General features: G+C 30.7%; 18 protein-coding genes. 13 read left to right on the top strand and 5 right to left on the bottom strand.

Annotation, left to right across the window (positions count from 1 at the left end):
• Positions 1–66 precede the first annotated feature (66 nt).
• From L8X36_RS07580 to lepA, 10 genes are read left to right on the top strand one after another with little or no spacing between them, the layout of a single operon-like run.
• Entirely contained in the window at positions 67–504 is a 438-nt protein-coding gene (locus L8X36_RS07580; RefSeq protein WP_263683269.1) for a c-type cytochrome, read from the top strand.
• 15 nt (positions 505–519) lie between these two features.
• Positions 520–1,632, top strand: a complete 1,113-nt coding sequence (locus L8X36_RS07575) for an ABC transporter substrate-binding protein (protein WP_263683268.1) — start codon at positions 520–522, stop codon at positions 1,630–1,632.
• 10 nt (positions 1,633–1,642) lie between these two features.
• On the top strand, positions 1,643–2,758 hold the full coding sequence (locus L8X36_RS07570; protein ID WP_263683267.1) for an ABC transporter substrate-binding protein: 1,116 nt from the start codon (positions 1,643–1,645) through the stop codon (positions 2,756–2,758).
• A 20-nt stretch (positions 2,759–2,778) separates the two neighbouring features.
• A complete protein-coding gene (locus L8X36_RS07565; RefSeq protein ID WP_263683266.1) occupies positions 2,779–3,675 on the top strand; it encodes a branched-chain amino acid ABC transporter permease in 897 nt (298 codons plus the stop codon).
• A 1-nt stretch (position 3,676) separates the two neighbouring features.
• Positions 3,677–4,708, top strand: coding sequence for a branched-chain amino acid ABC transporter permease (locus tag L8X36_RS07560; protein ID WP_263683265.1), 1,032 nt, complete (start codon positions 3,677–3,679; stop codon positions 4,706–4,708).
• Positions 4,705–5,475 (top strand): ABC transporter ATP-binding protein, encoded by a 771-nt coding sequence (locus L8X36_RS07555; protein ID WP_263683264.1) that lies wholly within the window; start codon positions 4,705–4,707, stop codon positions 5,473–5,475. Before L8X36_RS07560 ends, L8X36_RS07555 begins: the two co-directional genes overlap by 4 nt.
• Positions 5,462–6,157 carry a high-affinity branched-chain amino acid transporter, ATP-binding protein gene (locus L8X36_RS07550; protein WP_039618807.1) on the top strand — a complete coding sequence of 232 codons (696 nt, stop codon included), beginning with the start codon at positions 5,462–5,464 and terminating at the stop codon, positions 6,155–6,157. Before L8X36_RS07555 ends, L8X36_RS07550 begins: the two co-directional genes overlap by 14 nt.
• A gap of 3 nt (positions 6,158–6,160) precedes the next feature.
• Positions 6,161–9,391, top strand: coding sequence for a c-type cytochrome biogenesis protein CcsB (gene ccsB / locus L8X36_RS07545; protein ID WP_263683263.1), 3,231 nt, complete (start codon positions 6,161–6,163; stop codon positions 9,389–9,391).
• 11 nt (positions 9,392–9,402) lie between these two features.
• Entirely contained in the window at positions 9,403–9,828 is a 426-nt protein-coding gene (locus L8X36_RS07540; protein ID WP_263664243.1) for a hypothetical protein, read from the top strand.
• Between the two features lie 9 nt (positions 9,829–9,837).
• On the top strand, positions 9,838–11,628 hold the full coding sequence (gene lepA / locus L8X36_RS07535) for a translation elongation factor 4 (RefSeq protein ID WP_263683262.1): 1,791 nt from the start codon (positions 9,838–9,840) through the stop codon (positions 11,626–11,628).
• A gap of 29 nt (positions 11,629–11,657) precedes the next feature.
• Here the strand turns inward: lepA and L8X36_RS07530 are convergent, their stop codons facing one another.
• The gene (locus L8X36_RS07530; protein ID WP_263664244.1) at positions 11,658–12,278 is read right to left on the bottom strand and encodes a hypothetical protein; all 621 of its coding nucleotides are present in this window, start codon (positions 12,276–12,278) and stop codon (positions 11,658–11,660) included.
• 269 nt (positions 12,279–12,547) lie between these two features.
• Here L8X36_RS07530 and L8X36_RS07525 point away from each other — a divergent pair, with 269 nt between their 5' ends.
• Positions 12,548–13,876 carry an MATE family efflux transporter gene (locus L8X36_RS07525; RefSeq protein ID WP_318530091.1) on the top strand — a complete coding sequence of 443 codons (1,329 nt, stop codon included), beginning with the start codon at positions 12,548–12,550 and terminating at the stop codon, positions 13,874–13,876.
• Here L8X36_RS07525 and L8X36_RS07520 read toward each other — a convergent pair.
• From L8X36_RS07520 to thiD, 4 genes are read right to left on the bottom strand one after another with little or no spacing between them, the layout of a single operon-like run.
• On the bottom strand, positions 13,857–14,498 hold the full coding sequence (locus L8X36_RS07520; RefSeq protein WP_318530090.1) for a uroporphyrinogen-III synthase: 642 nt from the start codon (positions 14,496–14,498) through the stop codon (positions 13,857–13,859). The genes L8X36_RS07525 and L8X36_RS07520 overlap by 20 nt on opposite strands.
• Positions 14,495–15,121, bottom strand: a complete 627-nt coding sequence (thiE, locus tag L8X36_RS07515) for a thiamine phosphate synthase (RefSeq protein WP_263683259.1) — start codon at positions 15,119–15,121, stop codon at positions 14,495–14,497. Before thiE ends, L8X36_RS07520 begins: the two co-directional genes overlap by 4 nt.
• Positions 15,108–15,887 carry a hydroxyethylthiazole kinase gene (thiM, locus tag L8X36_RS07510; protein ID WP_263683258.1) on the bottom strand — a complete coding sequence of 260 codons (780 nt, stop codon included), beginning with the start codon at positions 15,885–15,887 and terminating at the stop codon, positions 15,108–15,110. The genes thiE and thiM overlap by 14 nt, the downstream gene beginning before the upstream one ends.
• Before the next feature lie 2 nt (positions 15,888–15,889).
• On the bottom strand, positions 15,890–16,699 hold the full coding sequence (gene thiD / locus L8X36_RS07505) for a bifunctional hydroxymethylpyrimidine kinase/phosphomethylpyrimidine kinase (protein WP_263683270.1): 810 nt from the start codon (positions 16,697–16,699) through the stop codon (positions 15,890–15,892).
• A 206-nt stretch (positions 16,700–16,905) separates the two neighbouring features.
• On the opposite strand from thiD, the gene L8X36_RS07500 reads away from it, so the two are divergent.
• Entirely contained in the window at positions 16,906–17,358 is a 453-nt protein-coding gene (locus L8X36_RS07500) for a low molecular weight protein-tyrosine-phosphatase (RefSeq protein ID WP_263664248.1), read from the top strand.
• A gap of 95 nt (positions 17,359–17,453) precedes the next feature.
• On the top strand, positions 17,454–18,857 hold a 1,404-nt coding region (locus L8X36_RS07495; RefSeq protein WP_263683257.1), incomplete at its 3' end, for a PDC sensor domain-containing protein.

The following is an 18,857-nucleotide window of genomic DNA, read 5'->3' as shown; positions in this document are numbered from 1 at the left end:
AGTGAGATTATTTATTTTTTTTAGATATAATCGAGCTTTATTTATATATTAAAAAAGGTTATATTTATGTTGCGCTTGTTTATTGTAAGTGTTTTATTTTTTAATTCACTATTAGCTTTTAATGTAAAATCTTTATTTACTTATACTTTTAATGATAACATTAGTTATGACTTAGGAAAAGCTAAAGAGATATATTTTAAAAACAAATGTAATACTTGTCATGGAGAGAATGGAGAAAAAAATTCTTATGGCAAAAGAGCTCTTAAAGACTTAAGTCCAGAAGAAATCAAAGGTGCTTTGAAAGATTATGCTAATGGATATTTTAAAAATCAATCAAGCGATAATATCCAAATGAGTTTGTATGCTAAAAAATTAAGTGATAGTGATATGAACCACATCATAGCTTATTTAAAAGGACAAAATTTTTCTATAGAGCTTAATCAAAAAGATCTTTTAGAAGAAGAGCCAGCACCAAAAACTAAACACAATACATTTTTAAAATAACAAAAAGGAGTTTTCATGAAAAAAAATCTACTGTTAGCTAGCTTACTTTGTGCTAGTTCAATTTATGCTGCAGAGGTAAAAATAGGGGTTGTTTTGCCGCTTACTGGCGCTTTAGCAGCCTATGGTAATGATGTATATGAGGGCATTAAACTAGCCAATACTTTAAATCCAAATTTAAAAAATGGAGATAGTATTAAAATTATAGCTATTGATACTAAAGGTGATAAAATAGAGGCAGCAAATGCTACTACTAGACTTATCTCTCAAGATAAAGTTTTGGGGCTTATAGGCGAAGCTGTTACACCAAATACTATGCAAGTTTTATCCATAGCCGAAGAAAGAAAAGTTCCTGCTATAGCTCCAGTTGCCTCAGGCGATAAGCTTTTAGACAAAAAAAGCTATGCTAGTAGAGTTTGTTTTATGGATAGCTTTCAAGGAGATAAATTTGCTAATTATGCCTACAAAGATTTAAATTTAAAAAGCGTGGTTGTTATAGTTGATCAAAGCAATGTATATTCATTGGGTCTAGCAAGAGCTTTTGAAAAAGAATTTAAGCAAAATGGTGGAAAAGTACTTAAAAAATTAACCATTTCTTCAGGCGATAAAGACTTTAAAGCTATTGTTTCTCAACTTAAAAGTATCAATCCAGACTTTGTTTATATGCCAATTTATCACCCAGAAGCTGCCTTAATAGCAAGACAAGCAAAAGCAGTTGGATTTAACAAACTCTTAAGCGCAGGAGATGGGGTAAACAATAAAACATTTATTGAGCTTGGTGGTGATGCTGTAAATGGAGTAGTATTTACTGATAGTTTTGATTATAACAATCCTCCAACAACTTTATCTAAAAATTTCATCAATGCTTATGAAAAAGATCATGGCACCAAAGAGCTTCCAGCATTTTCTGCTATGGGAGCTGATGCTTATTATGTAATGGTAAATGCAATGAATGAATGCGCTAGCAATCTTAATGCACAATGCATTAATGAAAAAATTCACTCAACCAGTAATTTTGAAGGTGTGGGTGGGATTATAAGCATAGATGCTAGTGGTAATGCGAGTCGTTCTGTAATTATAAAAGAAATACAAGATCAAAAACAAGTATATAAAACTATTATCAATCCTTGAAAGGTAAACTATGAAAAAAATTAGTATAGCTATATTATCTGTCATAGCTTGCAATATTATACAAGCAAAAGAAATCAACATTGGCGTAGTTTTACCTCTAACAGGTTCTACGGCAGCATATGGACAAAGTGCTTTAGATGGAGTGAAAATTGCAAATTCCATGAAAAACACTCTAAGTAATGGAGATAAAGTAAATTTAGTAGTAGTAGATACAAAAGGTGATAAAATAGAAAGTGCCAATGCTAGCACAAGATTAGTTTCACAAAACAAAGCTTATGCGCTAATTGGTGAAATGCTAACAGCTAATACTTTACAAGTGATAAGAATTGGCGAAGAAAAAAAGATCCCAGTGGTTGCTCCTGCAGCTACTGCTGATAAAATTTTAAATAAAAAATTATATGCTAGTAGAGTTTGTTTTATGGATAGCTTCCAAGGCTCATCTTTAGCTAATTATATAAAAAATAAACTTAACTATACTAAAGCTGTGATAATTAGCGATCAAAGCGCGGATTATTCTTTGGGTTTAACTAGAGCCTTTGAAAAAGAATTTAGCAAGCAAGGTGGAAAAATTTTAGATAAATTTAGAATCACAGCAGGCGATAAAGACTTTAAAGCTATTCTTTCACAAATTAAAAATTTAAAACCTGATTTTATTTATCTTCCAGTATATTATACCGAAGCTTCTTTATTTGCAAGACAAGCAAAAGCAATGGGTATAAATATCCCTATGGGTTCAGCAGATGGAGTTGCTGATGAAACCTTTATTAATTTAGCTCAAGATGCTACAGAAGGATATTTATTTACCGATAGCTTTGATTATAACAACCCACCAACACAACTTTCAAAAGACTTCATACTAGCTTATGAAAAAGAAAAACAAAGCAAAGAAGTTCCAAATTTCACAGCTATGGGTGCAGATGCATATTTTGTGATTTTTGAAGCTATGCAAAAATGTGTTAATGATTTTAACAGTGAATGCATTAATAACAATATCCACGCTACTTCAAAATTTGAAGGTGTTAGTGGAGTAATTAACATTGACAAAACAGGGAATGCTACGCGTTCAATTGTTATAAAATCAATAGAAAATCAAAAACAAATTTATAAAGATACGATTCTTCCGTAAATAAAATTTTAAGAGGTTCAATGGATAGTTCTTTAATTTTACAGCAAATTATAAATGGTTTTAGCTTAGGTAGCATGTATGCACTTATTGCTATAGGCTATACAATGGTCTATGGTGTTTTAAGATTGATTAATTTTGCACATGGCGATATCATGATGGTAGGTGCATACTCAGCTTTATTTTGTGTCACAAGTATGAATGTGCCTTTTTTAGGAGCTCTTTCTTTGGCTATGTTATTTGCAGCAGCTTTAGGTATAGCTATTGATAGAGTAGCTTATAAGCCTTTAAGAAAAGCACCTAGAATTTCTTTACTTATTACAGCCATAGGTATAAGCTTTTTAATACAAAATGTATTTAATGTCTTATTTGGCTCAACACCAAAATATTTTCCTGTGCCAAATTATCTTGAAACAGTGATTAATTTTAATAATATCAGCATTAGCATCAATAGTATTTTAGTGCCTATTTTGACATTTTTTATACTATTAGTGGTTTTATTCATACTTTATAAAAGCAAATATGGCATTGCTATTAGAGCTTTAGCTTTTGATATTCATACTGTAAATTTAATGGGAATTGATGCAAATCGTATTATCGCTATTGTATTTGCACTAGGCTCAGCTTTAGCCGCTATTGGTGGTATTTTTTGGGCTGTTAGTTATCCTTCTGTTGAACCTAGCATGGGAACTCTTATAGGGCTCAAGGCATTTGGCGCTGCTGTTTTAGGTGGTATTGGTTCGGTTGCTGGAGCGGTATTAGGTGGTTTGATTATAGGATTTACAGAAGTTGTTGTAGTTGCTATTTTCCCCGATCTTTCTGGTTTTAAAGATGCTTTTGCGTTTATCTTTTTAGTATTGATTTTGCTTTTTAAACCAACCGGAATTTTGGGCATAAATTTTGAAAAAAGTAGGTTTTAAGATGGTTGCAAGAAAAATTACACATTTAAGTTTTTTTATCATAGCGCTTGCTTTTCTTTTTATATCTCCTTATTTTTTCAATGATTATAAAATAGGAATTTTAAGCAATATTGCTATTTTTGTTATCTTAGCAGTAAGCTATAATCTTATCAACGGGGTTACAGGACAATTTTCACTAGAACCAAATGGCTTTGTAGCTATAGGAGCTTATGTTGCAGCTTTAGTATTACTTACAAGTGAAAGCAAAATCGATCAGTTTTCTTTAGAAGATCCAAGTAGTTTTATTTTGATGATTCATTCACCAAGTTTTATTGTGGCTTTACTTGCTGCTGGACTTTGCGCTATGCTTTTATCTTTAGTTTTGGCTTTTGCAGTATTTAGAGTTAGAGGGGATTACTTAGCTATTGTAACACTAGGTTTTGGTATCATTATTAAACTTATGGCGATTAACTTTGCTTCTGTTACAAATGGCTCTTTAGGCTTAAACGACATTCCTAAACACACTACTTTATACTGGAGTGGTGGGATTGCTATATTTTCAGTTGTTATCATCTTAAACATTGTTAGTTCAAAATTTGGTAGAGCTATGAAAGCTGTAAGAGATGATGAAGATGCAGCGCTAGCAATGGGTATAAACACCTTTAATATTAAAACCTTAGCCTTTAGCACTTCAGCGTTTTTAGAAGGTGTCGGTGGAGGCTTGCTTGCTTGTGCGCTAGCTTCAGTTTCGCCTGAGCAATTTGACTTTTTATTTACCTTCCAACTTTTAATCATCATTGTTTTAGGTGGTTTAGGGTCAACTACCGGTGCTATCATTGGAGCTATTTTGGTAATAGGTGGAAGTGAGTATTTAAGATTTTTAGATGAAAGTATGAATATTTTTGGCTATGAAACTCCTGCTATGCCTGGTCTTAGAATGGTTGTATTTTCTGTTATATTGATTTTAGTAATGCTTTTTGCAAGAAGAGGAATAATGGGCGATAAAGAACTAACGGATATTTTATTTAAGTTTTCTAAAAGGAAGAAAAAATGATTTTAGAACTTAAAGAAATTCATAAAAATTTTGGTGGAGTTAGCGCTATAGCAAATACTTCTTTTGCTATTAAAGAAAGTGAAATTTTTGGACTTATAGGCCCAAATGGCGCAGGAAAAACCACGCTATTTAATATTATTACAGGAAATTATAAACCAAGTAGCGGAGAAGTCTTTTTTCTAGGAAAAAAAATTGATCATTTAAAACCACACAAAATAGTTCATCTAGGTATAGCAAGAACTTTTCAAAACATTAGACTTTTTTCAAGCATGAGTGTTTTAGAAAATGTATTGATTGGCTTTGATAAGAGTATTAAATATAATATTTTTGAAGCTTTTTTGCACCTTGGAAGATTTTCCAAAGCAGAAAAAAATGCAAAAAAAGCAGCTTATGAAATTTTAGAACAACTCAATATTGCTCATTTGGCTGATGAAAAAGCTACTAGTTTAAGCTATGGTCAGCAAAGAAAAGTTGAAATAGCAAGAGCTTTAGCAACAAATCCTAAGCTTTTATTGCTAGATGAGCCTGCAGCAGGTATGAATTCTACAGAAAGTGATGATTTAGCTGAGTTAATTTTTAACATAAGAGATAACAAAAAAATTAGTGTTTTACTTATAGAGCATGATATGAAATTTGTAAATAAGCTTTGTGATAGGGTTATGGTACTTGATTATGGTAAGACTATTTTTGAGGGAAAACCAAACGATGCGGTACAAAACCCTGAAGTAATTAGTGCGTATTTGGGAGATTTTAATGCTAGTAGTTAAAGATTTACATGTTTATTATGGTTTAATAGAGGCTGTTAAAGGTATTGATTTTACTATAAAAACAGGAAGTATAGTTAGCTTAATAGGCTCAAATGGCGCAGGAAAAACCTCAACACTTAATGCTATGCTAAATTGTGTTAAAAAAACCGGCGAGGTAACCTTTTTAGGCTATGATACTCAAAGACACTTACCGCACACTCTAGTTCAAAAAGGTATCGCCCTAGTGCCTGAAGGAAGAAGGGTTTTTATCAATCTTACTATAGAAGAAAATTTAAAAATTGGTGCTTTTAATAATGCAGAAAATTACGAGCATTTAAAAAATCAAATGTATAGACTTTTTCCAAGATTAAAAGATAAAAAAAATGCCCTTGCAGGAACTCTAAGTGGTGGAGAAGCTCAAATGCTAGCTATCTCAAGAGCGCTTATGAGTGAGCCAAAACTTTTAATGCTTGATGAGCCTTCATTAGGTCTTGCTCCAAAAATAGTTGGGGAGGTTTTTGATATTATAGTCAAATTAAAAGAAGAAGGAATTACTATTTTATTAGTAGAGCAAAATGCATTTTCAGCTTTAAAAATCAGCGACTATGCTTATGTTTTAGAAAATGGTAAAATCGCTATGCATGCACCCGCAAAAGATCTTATCGGTAATGATGAGATTAGAAAAAAATACCTTGGAGCTTAATTCATGAAAAAACAACTTTTAGCTTTTGGGGATATAAAAATTTCTATTTTTTTATTTTTAATTTTTGCCCTATTTTGTGCCCTAGCTACTTTCATAGAAAGTGCTTATAATACGCCAACAGCATGGGCGATGATCTATAGCTCTTCTTGGTTTGGTTTTATACAACTCATACTAGGGATCAATCTTTTAGCAGCTCTTTTTAAATACAAAATGTTTAATAAGAAAAAAATACCACTTTTAATCTTTCATATCTCATTTTTATTTATATTACTAGGCTCAGCTATGACTAGATATATGGGATTTGAAGGAAATTTACACATTAGAGAAAATGAAAAAAACAACATCATTGAAACTTCAAAAAGTTATATTTACATAGCAACCTTAAAAGATGATAAAGTATATAGCGCTTCAAAATCTGAATATATTGCAACCCTACCTTTTGTAAATGATTTTTCATTTGATTTAATCTTGCCTAATGAAAAAGCCCAAATTGCATACGAAAATTTAATCTTAGATGCAAAAGAAATTTATATCGATGATAACAACTCTGCCCCACTTTTATCCTTAATGCTTTCACAAAATAACGAGTCTAAAGAACTGCTTTTTCAAGCAGGAGATATTGAAAATATCAACGGTGTTAATATAGCGTTTTTAAATGACTCTGTTCCAAGTCCTTATATAAAAATCGATAAAGACTTAAAACTTAGTGCTGATTTTGATTTAAAATACATGTCAATGAGTGATGGAAAAGAAAATATTTTAAAAGCAAATCAAAAAGCACAAGCTAAAGATTTAAGATTGTATTCTTTTAATGATATTAATTTAGTGGTTAAATTTGCTTCCTTGCATGGTAAAAAAACTTTAGAAGGTATCAATCAAGCTCAAGATGAAAGCTTTTTTACTTGGTTTAAAAATAGTTGGATAGAACTAGGACGTAATGCTTTGATTTCTTTATTTGGCGAGGCAAAATACTGGAATAATTCTTTATTAAATAATTTCAAAGATTTTGCACAAAGCACTAAATATATGCCAACTCAACTTTCAGAAAATGCTATTAATGCTTTAAAATTAAAACTAAGCTACAAAGGAGAATCTAAAGAAGTTTTCCTAGTAGAATACAACTCACCTATTCGCATTGATGTAGCAGGTCAACCTTTCTTTTTAAGATGGGGTCCTAAAGGAATAGAAATGCCATTTGAAATGTACCTAAAAGACTTTGAATTAGAACGTTATCCTGGTTCGATGTCGCCTATGTCTTATGCAAGTTATGTAGAAATTGACAATGCTGATAAGAAACTAGAATATAAAATTTTCATGAATAATGTTTTAGATTATCAAGGTTATAGATTTTACCAAAGCTCATACGATCAAGATGAACTTGGCACCATACTTTCAGTCAATAAAGATCCGGGTAAAATTCCTACATATATAGGATATTTTTTACTCACATTAGGAATGTTTTTAAATATTTTAAATCCTCATTCAAGATTTAGAACCTTAGCTAAATTAATCAACCAAGACACTCTAAAAAAAACAAGTGCTATTTTGGCTTTTATATTAGTTTTATTTGCAGGCCAAAATACTTACGCAAATGAGCCTATCAAGGTAGATGAAGCACACGCTAAAGAACTTGCTTCTTTGATAGTGCAAAAGCCTGATGGTAGAATGGTTCCTTTTAATACTTTAGCCATGGAAGTTTTAGAAAAAATACATAAAACAACGACATTCCAAGGGCAAAGCGCTGAAGCAACAATCATATCGATGATTTTTGATGGTAGTGCATGGTATGATAAAGATATTATTTTTATGCCGAGCAGTCGTTTGGTTAATGAAGAAATTTCTAAAATTTTAGAAATTGAGCCTAGAACCTATACTAGTTTTAAAGATTTTTTCACTACAGATTCATATAAACTACAAAAATATGTAGAAAATGCTAATAGAAAAAATCCAAACCGCAGAAGTGTTTTTGATAAAGAAATCATCAAGCTTGATGAAAGGGTTAATATTGTAAATTTAATTTTCTCAGGTGATATTTTTAGATTTATTCCTTTACAAAATAGCACAAATAATCAATGGGTGGCACCACGTGAAGCTTATATAGGATTAAAAGGTGAAGAAGGTGCAGAAGTTAAAAGTATTTTAGAAAACTATTTTAATGCAGTTAGTAATTCCATTGTACATAATAACTGGGATGAAGCAACTAAAAACTTAAATGTTATCAAAAATTACCAAGAAAAATACGGCCATGAAGTTATGCCTAGTGCTAAAAAAATTAGCACAGAAATCTTTTTCAATAAAAGTCAAATTTTTGTAAATCTTACCCCTCTTTATCTTTGTGCTGGATTTTTGCTTTTAATTATAGTTTTTATTAAGATGCTACTGCCAAAAATACGCATTGATTTTATTTTTAAATGTGTTTATGTATTTAATATCGTGGCATTTTTCATCCATACTTTAGGTTTGGCTTTGCGTTGGTATATAGCAGGTCGCGCACCATGGAGCAATGCTTATGAGAGTATGGTTTATATAGCTTGGGCTTTATCATTATCTGGAATTTTCTTTTCCAGAAAAAGCCCTATTGCACTTTCTTTAACTTCTATTTTAGCAGGGGTTACTTTAGGTGTAGCTCATCTTAGCCAAATGGATCCACAAATTACCAACTTAGTTCCTGTGTTGCAATCATACTGGCTAACTATACATGTTTCAGTTATTACTGCTAGCTATGGGTTTTTAGGACTATGTGCATTATTAGGTATATTTGTACTTGTTTTACTATGCATGCTAAAAATCAATGGTAAGCATAATGAAAATATTTTAAGAAATATTACAGAAGCAACAAGAATCAACGAAATGGCTATGATCTTAGGACTTTGCTTACTTACAGTTGGAAATTTCTTAGGTGCTATATGGGCAAATGAAAGCTGGGGAAGATATTGGAGTTGGGATTCTAAGGAAACTTGGGCTTTAATTAGTATTTTAGTTTATGCGGCTATTTTACACATTAGAATGGTGCCAAAATGGGCAAATCAATACACTTTTGCAGTTTGCTCTATGTTTGCATACTGGGTGATTATTATGACTTATTTTGGAGTAAATTACTTTTTAACTGGTATGCACTCTTACGCAGCAGGAGATTCAGTAAAAATTCCTGATTATGTGTATTGGGGCTTTTTATTTATGGTGGCATTAAGCATAGCAAGTTATTTCAAAAAATCTTATGCAAAAAAATTATAGGAAAGTTTTAAATGAATAATTCTCTTTTTGTATTTTTGATTATTGCTTTAGTTATTGTTATTATACTTGGAATTCTTTTAGTTTTATTTTTTACACACAAAGATAAAAACACCAATAAATCAAATATCACTAAAACTCCAAAAATAATTAACATTGAAGATTTTATATCTAAAGCTAATGATGCAAAAAATTCTCAAGAAATTCAAGCTTTGATTTTGCAGTTTTTAAACTCACAAAAATTAGGATCTAATCCAAAAGATAGCGCCACTAAAAGAAAACTTGATTTTATTAGTGCTATTTCAGCAAATGCCAATGCCACTCCTAAGAATATTTCGTTTTTAAATAATGAATTAAAAAAAAGATATAAAACTTTAAAAAACGAAATAGATGCTTATGAGCAAATAGGTTTAGCAAAAAGAAAAATGAGACAATCTTAAGGTTTTTTGATGAAAAATATTAGAAATTTCTCTATTATAGCTCATATTGATCATGGAAAAAGTACATTAGCCGATAGAATTATCAGCGAGTGTGGTGCAATTAGCGATAGACAAATGAGTGCCCAAGTAATGGATACTATGGATATAGAAAAAGAGCGTGGTATAACTATAAAAGCTCAATCTGTGCGTTTAAATTATAAACTTAATAACGAAGAATATGTATTAAATTTAATAGATACTCCAGGTCATGTTGATTTTTCCTATGAAGTAAGTCGCTCTTTGGCAAGTTGTGAGGGAGCTTTACTTGTTGTTGATGCTTCACAAGGAGTAGAAGCTCAAACTATAGCCAATGTTTATATAGCCTTAGAAAATGATCTTGAAATCATACCAGTGATAAATAAAATAGATCTTCCTTCAGCTGATATAGAAAAAGTTAAGCACGAAATAGAACATATTATAGGCATTGATTGCTCTAATGCAATTTGTGTTAGTGCAAAAACAGGTATAGGTATAAAAGAACTCATAGAAACCATCATCACAAAAATTCCTGCGCCAAAAACCGATGATGAAGCACCTACTAAAGCTTTAATTTATGATTCTTGGTTTGATAATTATCTTGGAGCTTTAGCTTTAGTTAGAATTTATGAGGGAAATATAGCTAAAAATGATGAAGTTTTAGTTATGAGTACAGATAAAAAACATCTTGTACAAGATCTTTTTTATCCTCATCCATTAAGCCCTATAAAAACCAAAAAATTAGAATCAGGTGAAGTGGGTGTTATCGTGCTTGGACTTAAAAATGTTGCTGATGTTCAAGTGGGCGATACCATAACACTAACCAAAAATAAGGCAAAAGAAGCCATTGGTGGTTTTGAAAAAGCCAAAGCTTTTGTTTTTGCAGGATTATACCCTATAGAAACGGATAAATTTGAAGATTTAAGAGATGCTTTAGATAAATTAAAACTCAATGATAGTTCTATTACCTATGAACCTGAGACATCACTAGCTTTAGGGTTTGGTTTTAGAGTTGGTTTTTTAGGTCTTTTACATATGGAGGTTATTAAAGAAAGACTTGAGCGTGAGTTTAACCTTGATTTGATTGCTACTGCTCCAACTGTTACTTATGAAATTTATCAAACTGATGGAGAAGTTTTAAAAATTCAAAACCCAAGCGAGCTGCCTCCAGTAAATAAAATCGATCACATAAAAGAACCTTATGTAAAAGCAACTATCATAACCCCAAGTGAATATTTAGGAAATTTAATCACTCTTTTAAATCGCAAACGTGGTATGCAAGTTAAGATGGATTATATCACCCCTGAGCGTGTTTTACTTGAGTATGATATACCTTTAAATGAAATCGTTATGGACTTTTATGATAAACTCAAATCACTCACTAAAGGTTATGCTAGTTTTGATTATGAACCTATTGAATTTAGAGTGGGTGATCTTGTAAAGCTTGATATTAAAGTAGCTGGTGAAAATGTCGATGCACTAAGCATCATAGTGCCAAATGAAAAGGCACTAAGCAAAGGCAGGGAGCTGGTAAAAGCGATGAAAGAAATCGTCCCAAGACAGCTTTTTGAAGTTGCTATCCAAGCAAGCATTGGAAATAAAATCATCGCAAGAGAAAATGTAAAATCTATGGGTAAAAATGTAACTGCAAAATGCTATGGCGGGGATATTACTAGAAAAAGAAAGCTTCTTGAAAAACAAAAAGAAGGTAAAAAAAGAATGAAAGCTATTGGCAAAGTACATTTACCTCAAGAAGCATTTTTAAGCGTTTTAAAAATAGACTAAATCCCTAGTTTAAAACTAGGGATATAAATTTATGCATTGATATCTAAAGAATTTCCACCCAATTCATTGATTTTTTGAGTTACTTTTTCGATAGCTTTATCAATTGTTTCATAGCTGATATCAGGAAGTTTACCACCCCACATTTTTTCCGCTTGCGCAAATCCTGCTTTTAGACCTTCCAAACCTTTTTGAAGTTTTTCCATATCATCACCAGCCCCATTAATAACAAAATCAGCCAATCTTTGAGATGTTTTTGCTACACCAAAATACCCATCTTCCCCAATAAGCTCTTTTGCCTCATCAGCATTTAAACTAAGTATATCTTTACCTTCATATCCTATAGCTTTAAAATCTACATTTGATAAAATAGCCGTTAAAGAATCCTTAGACTGAGCTCCTTGAAAAATCCCAGCTTGAGATAGACCATTAGATGAACTCATGCTAAATGCTTGTTGCATAAAACTCATAGCATAAAGTTCTGTTATGCCTTTTCCGCCTATGCTAGCAAGCTTACTAAGCTTATCCTCATCAATATCTTTTGTGCTATTAGCGCTTTTAGTATTGGCATCTTCAAGCTTAGTATTCGAATCAGCCTTCCTATTGCTAATCTGTGACTCCACTGCCACACGTGAATACGAATTTATTTGCATCCTTGCTCCTTTTTTTGTGGGTTTATAAAAATCGGATAAAAATTATTAAATTTTATATTAAGAAATTTATAACCACTACTATAATATAATTTCTTTTATTTATTGTATTTTTAAAATTTAGGTGATATAAATGCTTTTTAGAGATTTTTTTATAATCATTGTTGATCCGTATTTTAAAGATATCATAGAAGGTATAGAATCTCTTTATTAAATTTATTTTATCTGCATAATCTAAATAAAATAATTTTTAATAAGGAAAACCTATGTCAATACATAATTTTTACACTACATTAAATCCTACCAAACTATTTATAAAATGCGCCCTGCCAAATATGGCTAGCATGGCTTTTATTTATCTTTATGTGATTATTGATGGAATTTTTGTTGGAAAATATCTAGGTTCAGACGCGCTTGCTGCTATGAATTTAATGATGCCTTTTATCATGATAAGCTTTGCTTTGGCTGATATGATAGCCATAGGTTCATCGGTGCAAATAGCAATTAATCTAGGTAAAGGAAAAATTGAAAAAGCAAGAGCTATTTTTTCTTTTTGCATAGTTCTTATTTTTGCAATTTCTTGCTTAATGGGAATTTTAGGATTTTTTTTAGCAAAAGCATTAAGTGCTTTTATGGGAGCTGATGAGAATATTCAAAGCTTATCTACTGAATATATGCAAATTTTTGCTGTTTTTGCTCCCTTTACAATGTTAGCTTTTGCTATGGATAATTATCTTAGAATATGCGGAAAAACTTTTTATAGTATGGTAGTTAATGTTGTTACTGCTTTGAGTAATATTTTTCTTGATTGGCTTTTTATAGTGGTTTTTGATTGGGAACTTTTTTCAGCAGCTTTAGCAACTTGTATAGGTATGTTTTTAGGAAGCGTTTTGGGAATATTACCTTTTGTTTTTAAAGATTTAGTTTTAAAATTTAAAAAGCCAATAATCAAGCTACAAATACTAAAAAATATACTCTACAATGGCTCATCTGAATTTTTTTCTAATATTTCCAGCTCTTTTTATACCATCTTAGCTAATGCTTTCTTGCTTGAACTCTCTGGAAGTACAGCTGTTGCAGCATTTTCAGTGATTTTATATCTTAGTACTTTTGTTTTCATGCTAGTTTTGGCTATGTGTGATGCTATGCAACCTGCGTTAAGTTATAATTATGGGCACAGAAATATTGCAAGAATTCAAGCTATTTTTAAAAGAATGTTTTTTGCTTCTTGGGGTGTAAGCACAATAGTGTTTTTATTTGTTTATTTTTTCAATAACCTTATAGTAAATGTTTTCAACAAAGATAACAACCAAGATTTTATCCATATAGCACAAAATGCCTTAATATTTTTTTCTTTTTCGTTTTTATTTTCTTGGTTTGGAAAACTTTGCGCTTCATTTTTCACAGCACTTGATAAACCTTTACTTTCTTTAGGAATTTCTATTTCCCAAAGTCTTATTTTTCCATTTTTATCTTTATCTATACTAACGCAATTTTTAGGGATTAATGGAGTTTGGCTAGCTACTTTAGTTGGCGATATTTGTATGATTTTTATTGCTTCAATTTTACTATATAATACTTTTAAAAATCTAAACTCTTAGCTAATTTCAAACAAGAGTTTAGATCTTGCTTTTCACATATATATAAATTTTTAAAATTATGGAGCTTTAAAGCTGTACTTTGACCTATAACTACAACTTTATCTTCGTTTTTTAATGCAAAAAATTTCAAAAATTGCTCTATACTTGAAGGAGCACTAAAGATAAAAACACTAGGATGTTGTATTTTTAACTCATCTTTTTTAGGCTCTATGGCTACGTTTTCATAAGCAATTAATTGTTTTAAAGAGATATTTTCATTTAATAAAACTTCATCAAGGCCTGAGCTAATTTTCTTAGCTCTTAAATAAAGACATTTTTTATTTTTAAACTCAGATAAAAACTCGCTAGCTAAATTTTTACCATAAGCTTTACTGGGATATTTGACATTTTTAAAACCAAGTTCTTTTGCAAAATCAGCACTTTTTTGCCCCACGGCATAAAGTTTAATATCAAAATCAATTTTACTTTTACTTGACATTAATGCTTTGAGTGCATTCTTAGAGCTAATGATCAAACAATCAAATTCTTTTAAATTCACTTCAAAATCAAGAAATTTGATTTCATTTAATCTTATAGTCTTAACGCCATCAAATTCTTTATCCCCTATAAAATAAATCATTATTTTCCTATAAAAGTTTTATCAAAACTTGATATTAAATTTAAAGTTGCCATATAAGGATCACTTGCTTGCATTATTGCTCTAACCACAGCTATACCTTGTATATTACAGTCTTTAAGCAAATTTAAATTAGTTTCATCTATCCCACCTATAGCCACAATAGGTAAAGAACTTAAACTAGTAATTTCTTTTAATCCATCTATACCAAGTACAACACAATCTTGCTTACTAGGCGTAGCAAAAACAGCCCCTACTCCAAGATAAGTAGCGCCTTGAGTATTAGCAAGCTCACTTTTATGATTGATCGTAAGTCCTATGATTTTATCTTCACCTAAAAGTTCTCTTGCTTTTTTTAAAGGCATATCCTTTTGACCTATATGCACTCCATTTGCATTCACAGCCATGGCTATATCGATTCTATCATTTATCACAAAAGGCGTATTATATGTTTCACACAAAGTTTTAACTTTTAAAGCAAGATTATAAAATTCTAAAGTGCTAAGATTTTTTTCCCTAAGTTGTAAAATATCAATCTTAGCTTTCAAAGAAGCTTCTAAAATATTTAAAAACTCACTTTCACTTTTCTCACCCTTGCTTGCAACAAGATAAATTTTAAATGATTTCATATTTAGCTCTTTTTTTAATTTCTTCATCATTTAAATTACTTAAAGCATCGATTAAATTCACTCTAAAACTACCACTTCCACTAGAAAGTTCTTGAGCGATTTCACTAGCTATACCAAAACTTAGTAAAGCATATAAACTAGCCTGAAATTTATCTTCTAATGCTCCTGCAAAAACCCCACACAAAGAAGCACACATGCAACCTGCTCCAGTTATTTTAGTAGCCATGATAGAACCATTATAAACTTTTGCAATACGCTCTTGATTTATAATATAATCAATTTTTCCAGTTATAGCTAAAACACGCTTAGTTTTATATGAGTATTCTCTAGCTTTTTCTAAAAACTCATCATTAATTACAAAAGTACTATCAACCCCTCTTGCTTTACCATCTAAACCTATAACACTAGCCATTTCAGACGCATTTGCTTTAACAATACTAATACCTTTTAGATTAAGCAATTCAAAATTAATCCCGTCTCTTGCCTTACTCACACCCAAAGCAACAGGATCAAAAACTATAGGTTTATTTAATAAAGCATATTCTTTGGTTGCTTTTAGCATAGAATTTGCTACAAGCTGATTAATAGTGCCTGTATTTAATACTAAGGCTGAGCTTATTTTAGCAAAATCAGTTTGTTCTTCATAAAAATCAGCCATAGCAGCACTTGCTCCCATTGCTATAGTTACATTCGCACAATCATTAGCTGTAACATAATTAGTAATATGATGAATCAAAGGATTTTTTTCTCTTACTATTTTAATCATTTTTATTCCTTATCAAATTGATAAAAATGATTTGTTGGACCACAACCTTTTCCAAGCGCTAAGGAATTTAATATAGCCCCATATACATAATCTTTAGCAAGCTTTATAGCTTCATGCTTTTCTTTACCTAAGGCAAGATTGCTAGCTATAGCTGAACTTAATGTACAACCTGTGCCATGTGTGTTTTTTGTGTTGATTTTTTCTGCTTTAAAAATACTAAATTCCTTTCCATCATAAAAAACATCATTAGTATTATCTTTACTATGCCCACCTTTAATCAAAACACTTTTTGCACCTTCTTTGAAAAGCTTTATAGCAGCTTTTTTCATACCCTCTTCATTAAGTATTTTAAAATCACATAAAAATTCAGCCTCAGGTATATTTGGCGTAAGTACATCAGCTAAAGATAAAATTTCATCTTTAAAAAACTGACAATTTTCCAAAGGCATTAAAGCATAGCCATTTTTTGCAAACATCACAGGATCAATCACTACATTTTTGGCTTTAAAGCGTAATAAATTTTCTTTTACGCAAGTTATAATTTCTTTTGAACCTAGCATCCCAATTTTCACAGCAGCTGGCTCTATGTCTTCATAAACTGCTAACATTTGCTCATCTATTATCTTGGTGGGTATATCAAAACAAGAAATCACCCTTGCAGTATTTTCAGCCACAACGCTTAAAACTACACTCATACCAAATAAATCATGAGCGCTGAAAGTTTTTAAATCAGCTTGTATGCCAGCCCCACCGCTACAATCACTTCCTGCTATAGTTAAGATAGGAATTTTAGTTTTTGTTTTTGCTTGTATCATTTTTATCCTTTTTTATAAAAAAGGAAAGTTTTTGCAAGAATTCAAAGTTCGCATTACCAAACTTCTCAAGGGTCGAAGTCTAACTTCCTCTCAGCAAAAGCTCCCCATTAATGAAAAATTATATCTTAGTTTTAATTAATCTTAAAAAATATTTTGAAATACTGCTATAATTTTGAAAAAACTACACAATTTTTGAGGAAAAAATGACTAAAATTATTTTTGTTTGCTTAGGGAATATTTGTCGTTCCCCTATGGCTGAATTTATTATGAAAGATCTTTTAATAAAAGCAAATTTAAATGATAAATTTATTGTTTCTAGCGCAGGCACTTCAGGTTATCATGATGGAGAGGATATGCACTATAAAACCAAAGCCATGTTAAATAGTAAAAATATCAACTCCAAGCCATTTTGCAGTCAAAAGCTAAGCTTAAAAATGTGTGAAGAAAATGATCTTATTATCGTTATGGATAATTCTAATTATAATGATGTAGTTAAAAATTTTCCAAATTTTAAACACAAAATTCACAAAATCACTTCTTATGCTTTAGAATTAGGATATGATGAAGTTCCTGATCCTTGGTATAGCGGAGATTTTAATGAGACTTATATTATACTCTCACAGGCATGCTCTAAACTCTTAAAAACATTAATATAAAAATTTATCATTTAGATAATATTTGTACATTTTTGATTTTAATGTTATAATAAAACCAAATTTCAACATTGCAAATAAAAAAAGGAGGTTATTTAATGAAAAGTATTAAATTAAAAATTTCATTAATTGCTAATGTTATAGCTATCATCTGTTTGATAGTACTTGGAATTATTAGCTTTATTTTTACAAAAAAAGCTTTAAATCATGAGGTGGTTAAGGCTGAAACTAACTATGTAAAAGTTGCAGAAAAATCAATGAGAGATTTTAAAAGTCTCCATACTCATTCTTTAGAGCAACTTTCTCAAGCTATTTTAAGACTTCCATATAACGAACTTAATACCCAAGAAAAGCTTATGGAAAACACAGGCGATTTACTTAAAACCGTTAGAGATATAAACAGCTATTTGGCTGTCTATATAGCTCAATCAAATGGAGAATTAATAGTAAGCGATCCAGATAGCGATAGTAAAGGCTTAGACTATGGAATTTATGGAAAAGCTGACAATTATGATGCTACCACAAGAGAATTTTATATAGAAGCTAGAAAGAAAAATGGCTTATATATCACAGCAGCTTATATTGATGCAACAACAGGATTGCCATGTTTTACCTATGCTATGCCTTTAATTAAAGATGGTAAATTTATAGGGGTATTAGCAATTGATGTTTTAGTTAAAGACTTACAAGAAAAATTTAACGAATTACCAGGAAGAACTTTTGTATTTGATCATGCTTATACTGTATTTGCATCAACTGATAAATCATTAGTTGGTGGAGAGCAAAATCCAGATATAGTTACAGTAGCTAAAGCTTATGAAAATGCTGGAGATTATAATATTTTTAATTATACCACTCAAAATGGTGGCGATAGATTTGGTATTTGTGTAAAAATTGATGGTTATACAACTTGTGCTGGTGAAGATGTAGAAGTAATAGAAACACCTGCACTAAAAATAGCTTACATTCAAACTATTATAGTTATTTTTACAAGTATTGCAAGTATTGTTTTACTTTATTTTATCATCTCTTATTATCTATCACCTTTACAAGCTATACAAAATGGTCTTAGTTCTTTCTTTGATTTTATCAATCATAAAACTAAAGATTCTACTATGATAGATGTTAAGAGTAACGATGAATTTGGAGTTATAGCAAAAGCTATTAATGAAAACATCACTAAAACTAAAAATGCATTAGAACAAGATGCTAAAGCAGTAGAACAATCAGTAGAAACCGTTAGAGAGGTTGAAGGTGGTAATCTAACAGCAAGAATTAGTGCAATTCCTGCTAATCCTCAATTAATAGAATTAAAAAATGTATTAAATGAAATGCTAAATGTATTAGAACAAAAAGTTGGTTCTAATATGAATGAAATTAATAGAGTATTTGATAGCTATAAAGCCTTAGACTTTACCACTGAAGTTGCTAATGCTAAAGGTGGGGTTGAAGTAACTACTAATGTATTAGGTCAAGAAATAGTAGCTATGCTAAGACAATCT

The organism is Campylobacter sp. CNRCH_2014_0184h, from assembly GCF_025772985.1.
Lineage (GTDB): Bacteria > Campylobacterota > Campylobacteria > Campylobacterales > Campylobacteraceae > Campylobacter_D.
This window is presented reverse-complemented; position numbering and strand designations above follow the sequence as displayed.

Bases quoted from the DNA above. Each gene is read 5' to 3' on its own strand.
- L8X36_RS07555 (WP_263683264.1), top strand. From the start codon at position 4,705: ATGATTTTAGAACTTAAAGAAATTCATAAAAATTTTGGTGGAGTTAGC.
- L8X36_RS07550 (WP_039618807.1), top strand. From the start codon at position 5,462: ATGCTAGTAGTTAAAGATTTACATGTTTATTATGGTTTAATAGAGGCT.
- lepA (WP_263683262.1), top strand. From the start codon at position 9,838: ATGAAAAATATTAGAAATTTCTCTATTATAGCTCATATTGATCATGGA.
- L8X36_RS07575 (WP_263683268.1), top strand. From the start codon at position 520: ATGAAAAAAAATCTACTGTTAGCTAGCTTACTTTGTGCTAGTTCAATT.
- L8X36_RS07580 (WP_263683269.1), top strand. From the start codon at position 67: ATGTTGCGCTTGTTTATTGTAAGTGTTTTATTTTTTAATTCACTATTA.
- L8X36_RS07560 (WP_263683265.1), top strand. From the start codon at position 3,677: ATGGTTGCAAGAAAAATTACACATTTAAGTTTTTTTATCATAGCGCTT.
- ccsB (WP_263683263.1), top strand. From the start codon at position 6,161: ATGAAAAAACAACTTTTAGCTTTTGGGGATATAAAAATTTCTATTTTT.
- L8X36_RS07540 (WP_263664243.1), top strand. From the start codon at position 9,403: ATGAATAATTCTCTTTTTGTATTTTTGATTATTGCTTTAGTTATTGTT.
- L8X36_RS07500 (WP_263664248.1), top strand. From the start codon at position 16,906: ATGACTAAAATTATTTTTGTTTGCTTAGGGAATATTTGTCGTTCCCCT.
- thiM (WP_263683258.1), bottom strand. From the start codon at position 15,887: ATGATTAAAATAGTAAGAGAAAAAAATCCTTTGATTCATCATATTACT.
- L8X36_RS07530 (WP_263664244.1), bottom strand. From the start codon at position 12,278: ATGCAAATAAATTCGTATTCACGTGTGGCAGTGGAGTCACAGATTAGC.
- L8X36_RS07565 (WP_263683266.1), top strand. From the start codon at position 2,779: ATGGATAGTTCTTTAATTTTACAGCAAATTATAAATGGTTTTAGCTTA.
- L8X36_RS07570 (WP_263683267.1), top strand. From the start codon at position 1,643: ATGAAAAAAATTAGTATAGCTATATTATCTGTCATAGCTTGCAATATT.
- thiE (WP_263683259.1), bottom strand. From the start codon at position 15,121: ATGAAATCATTTAAAATTTATCTTGTTGCAAGCAAGGGTGAGAAAAGT.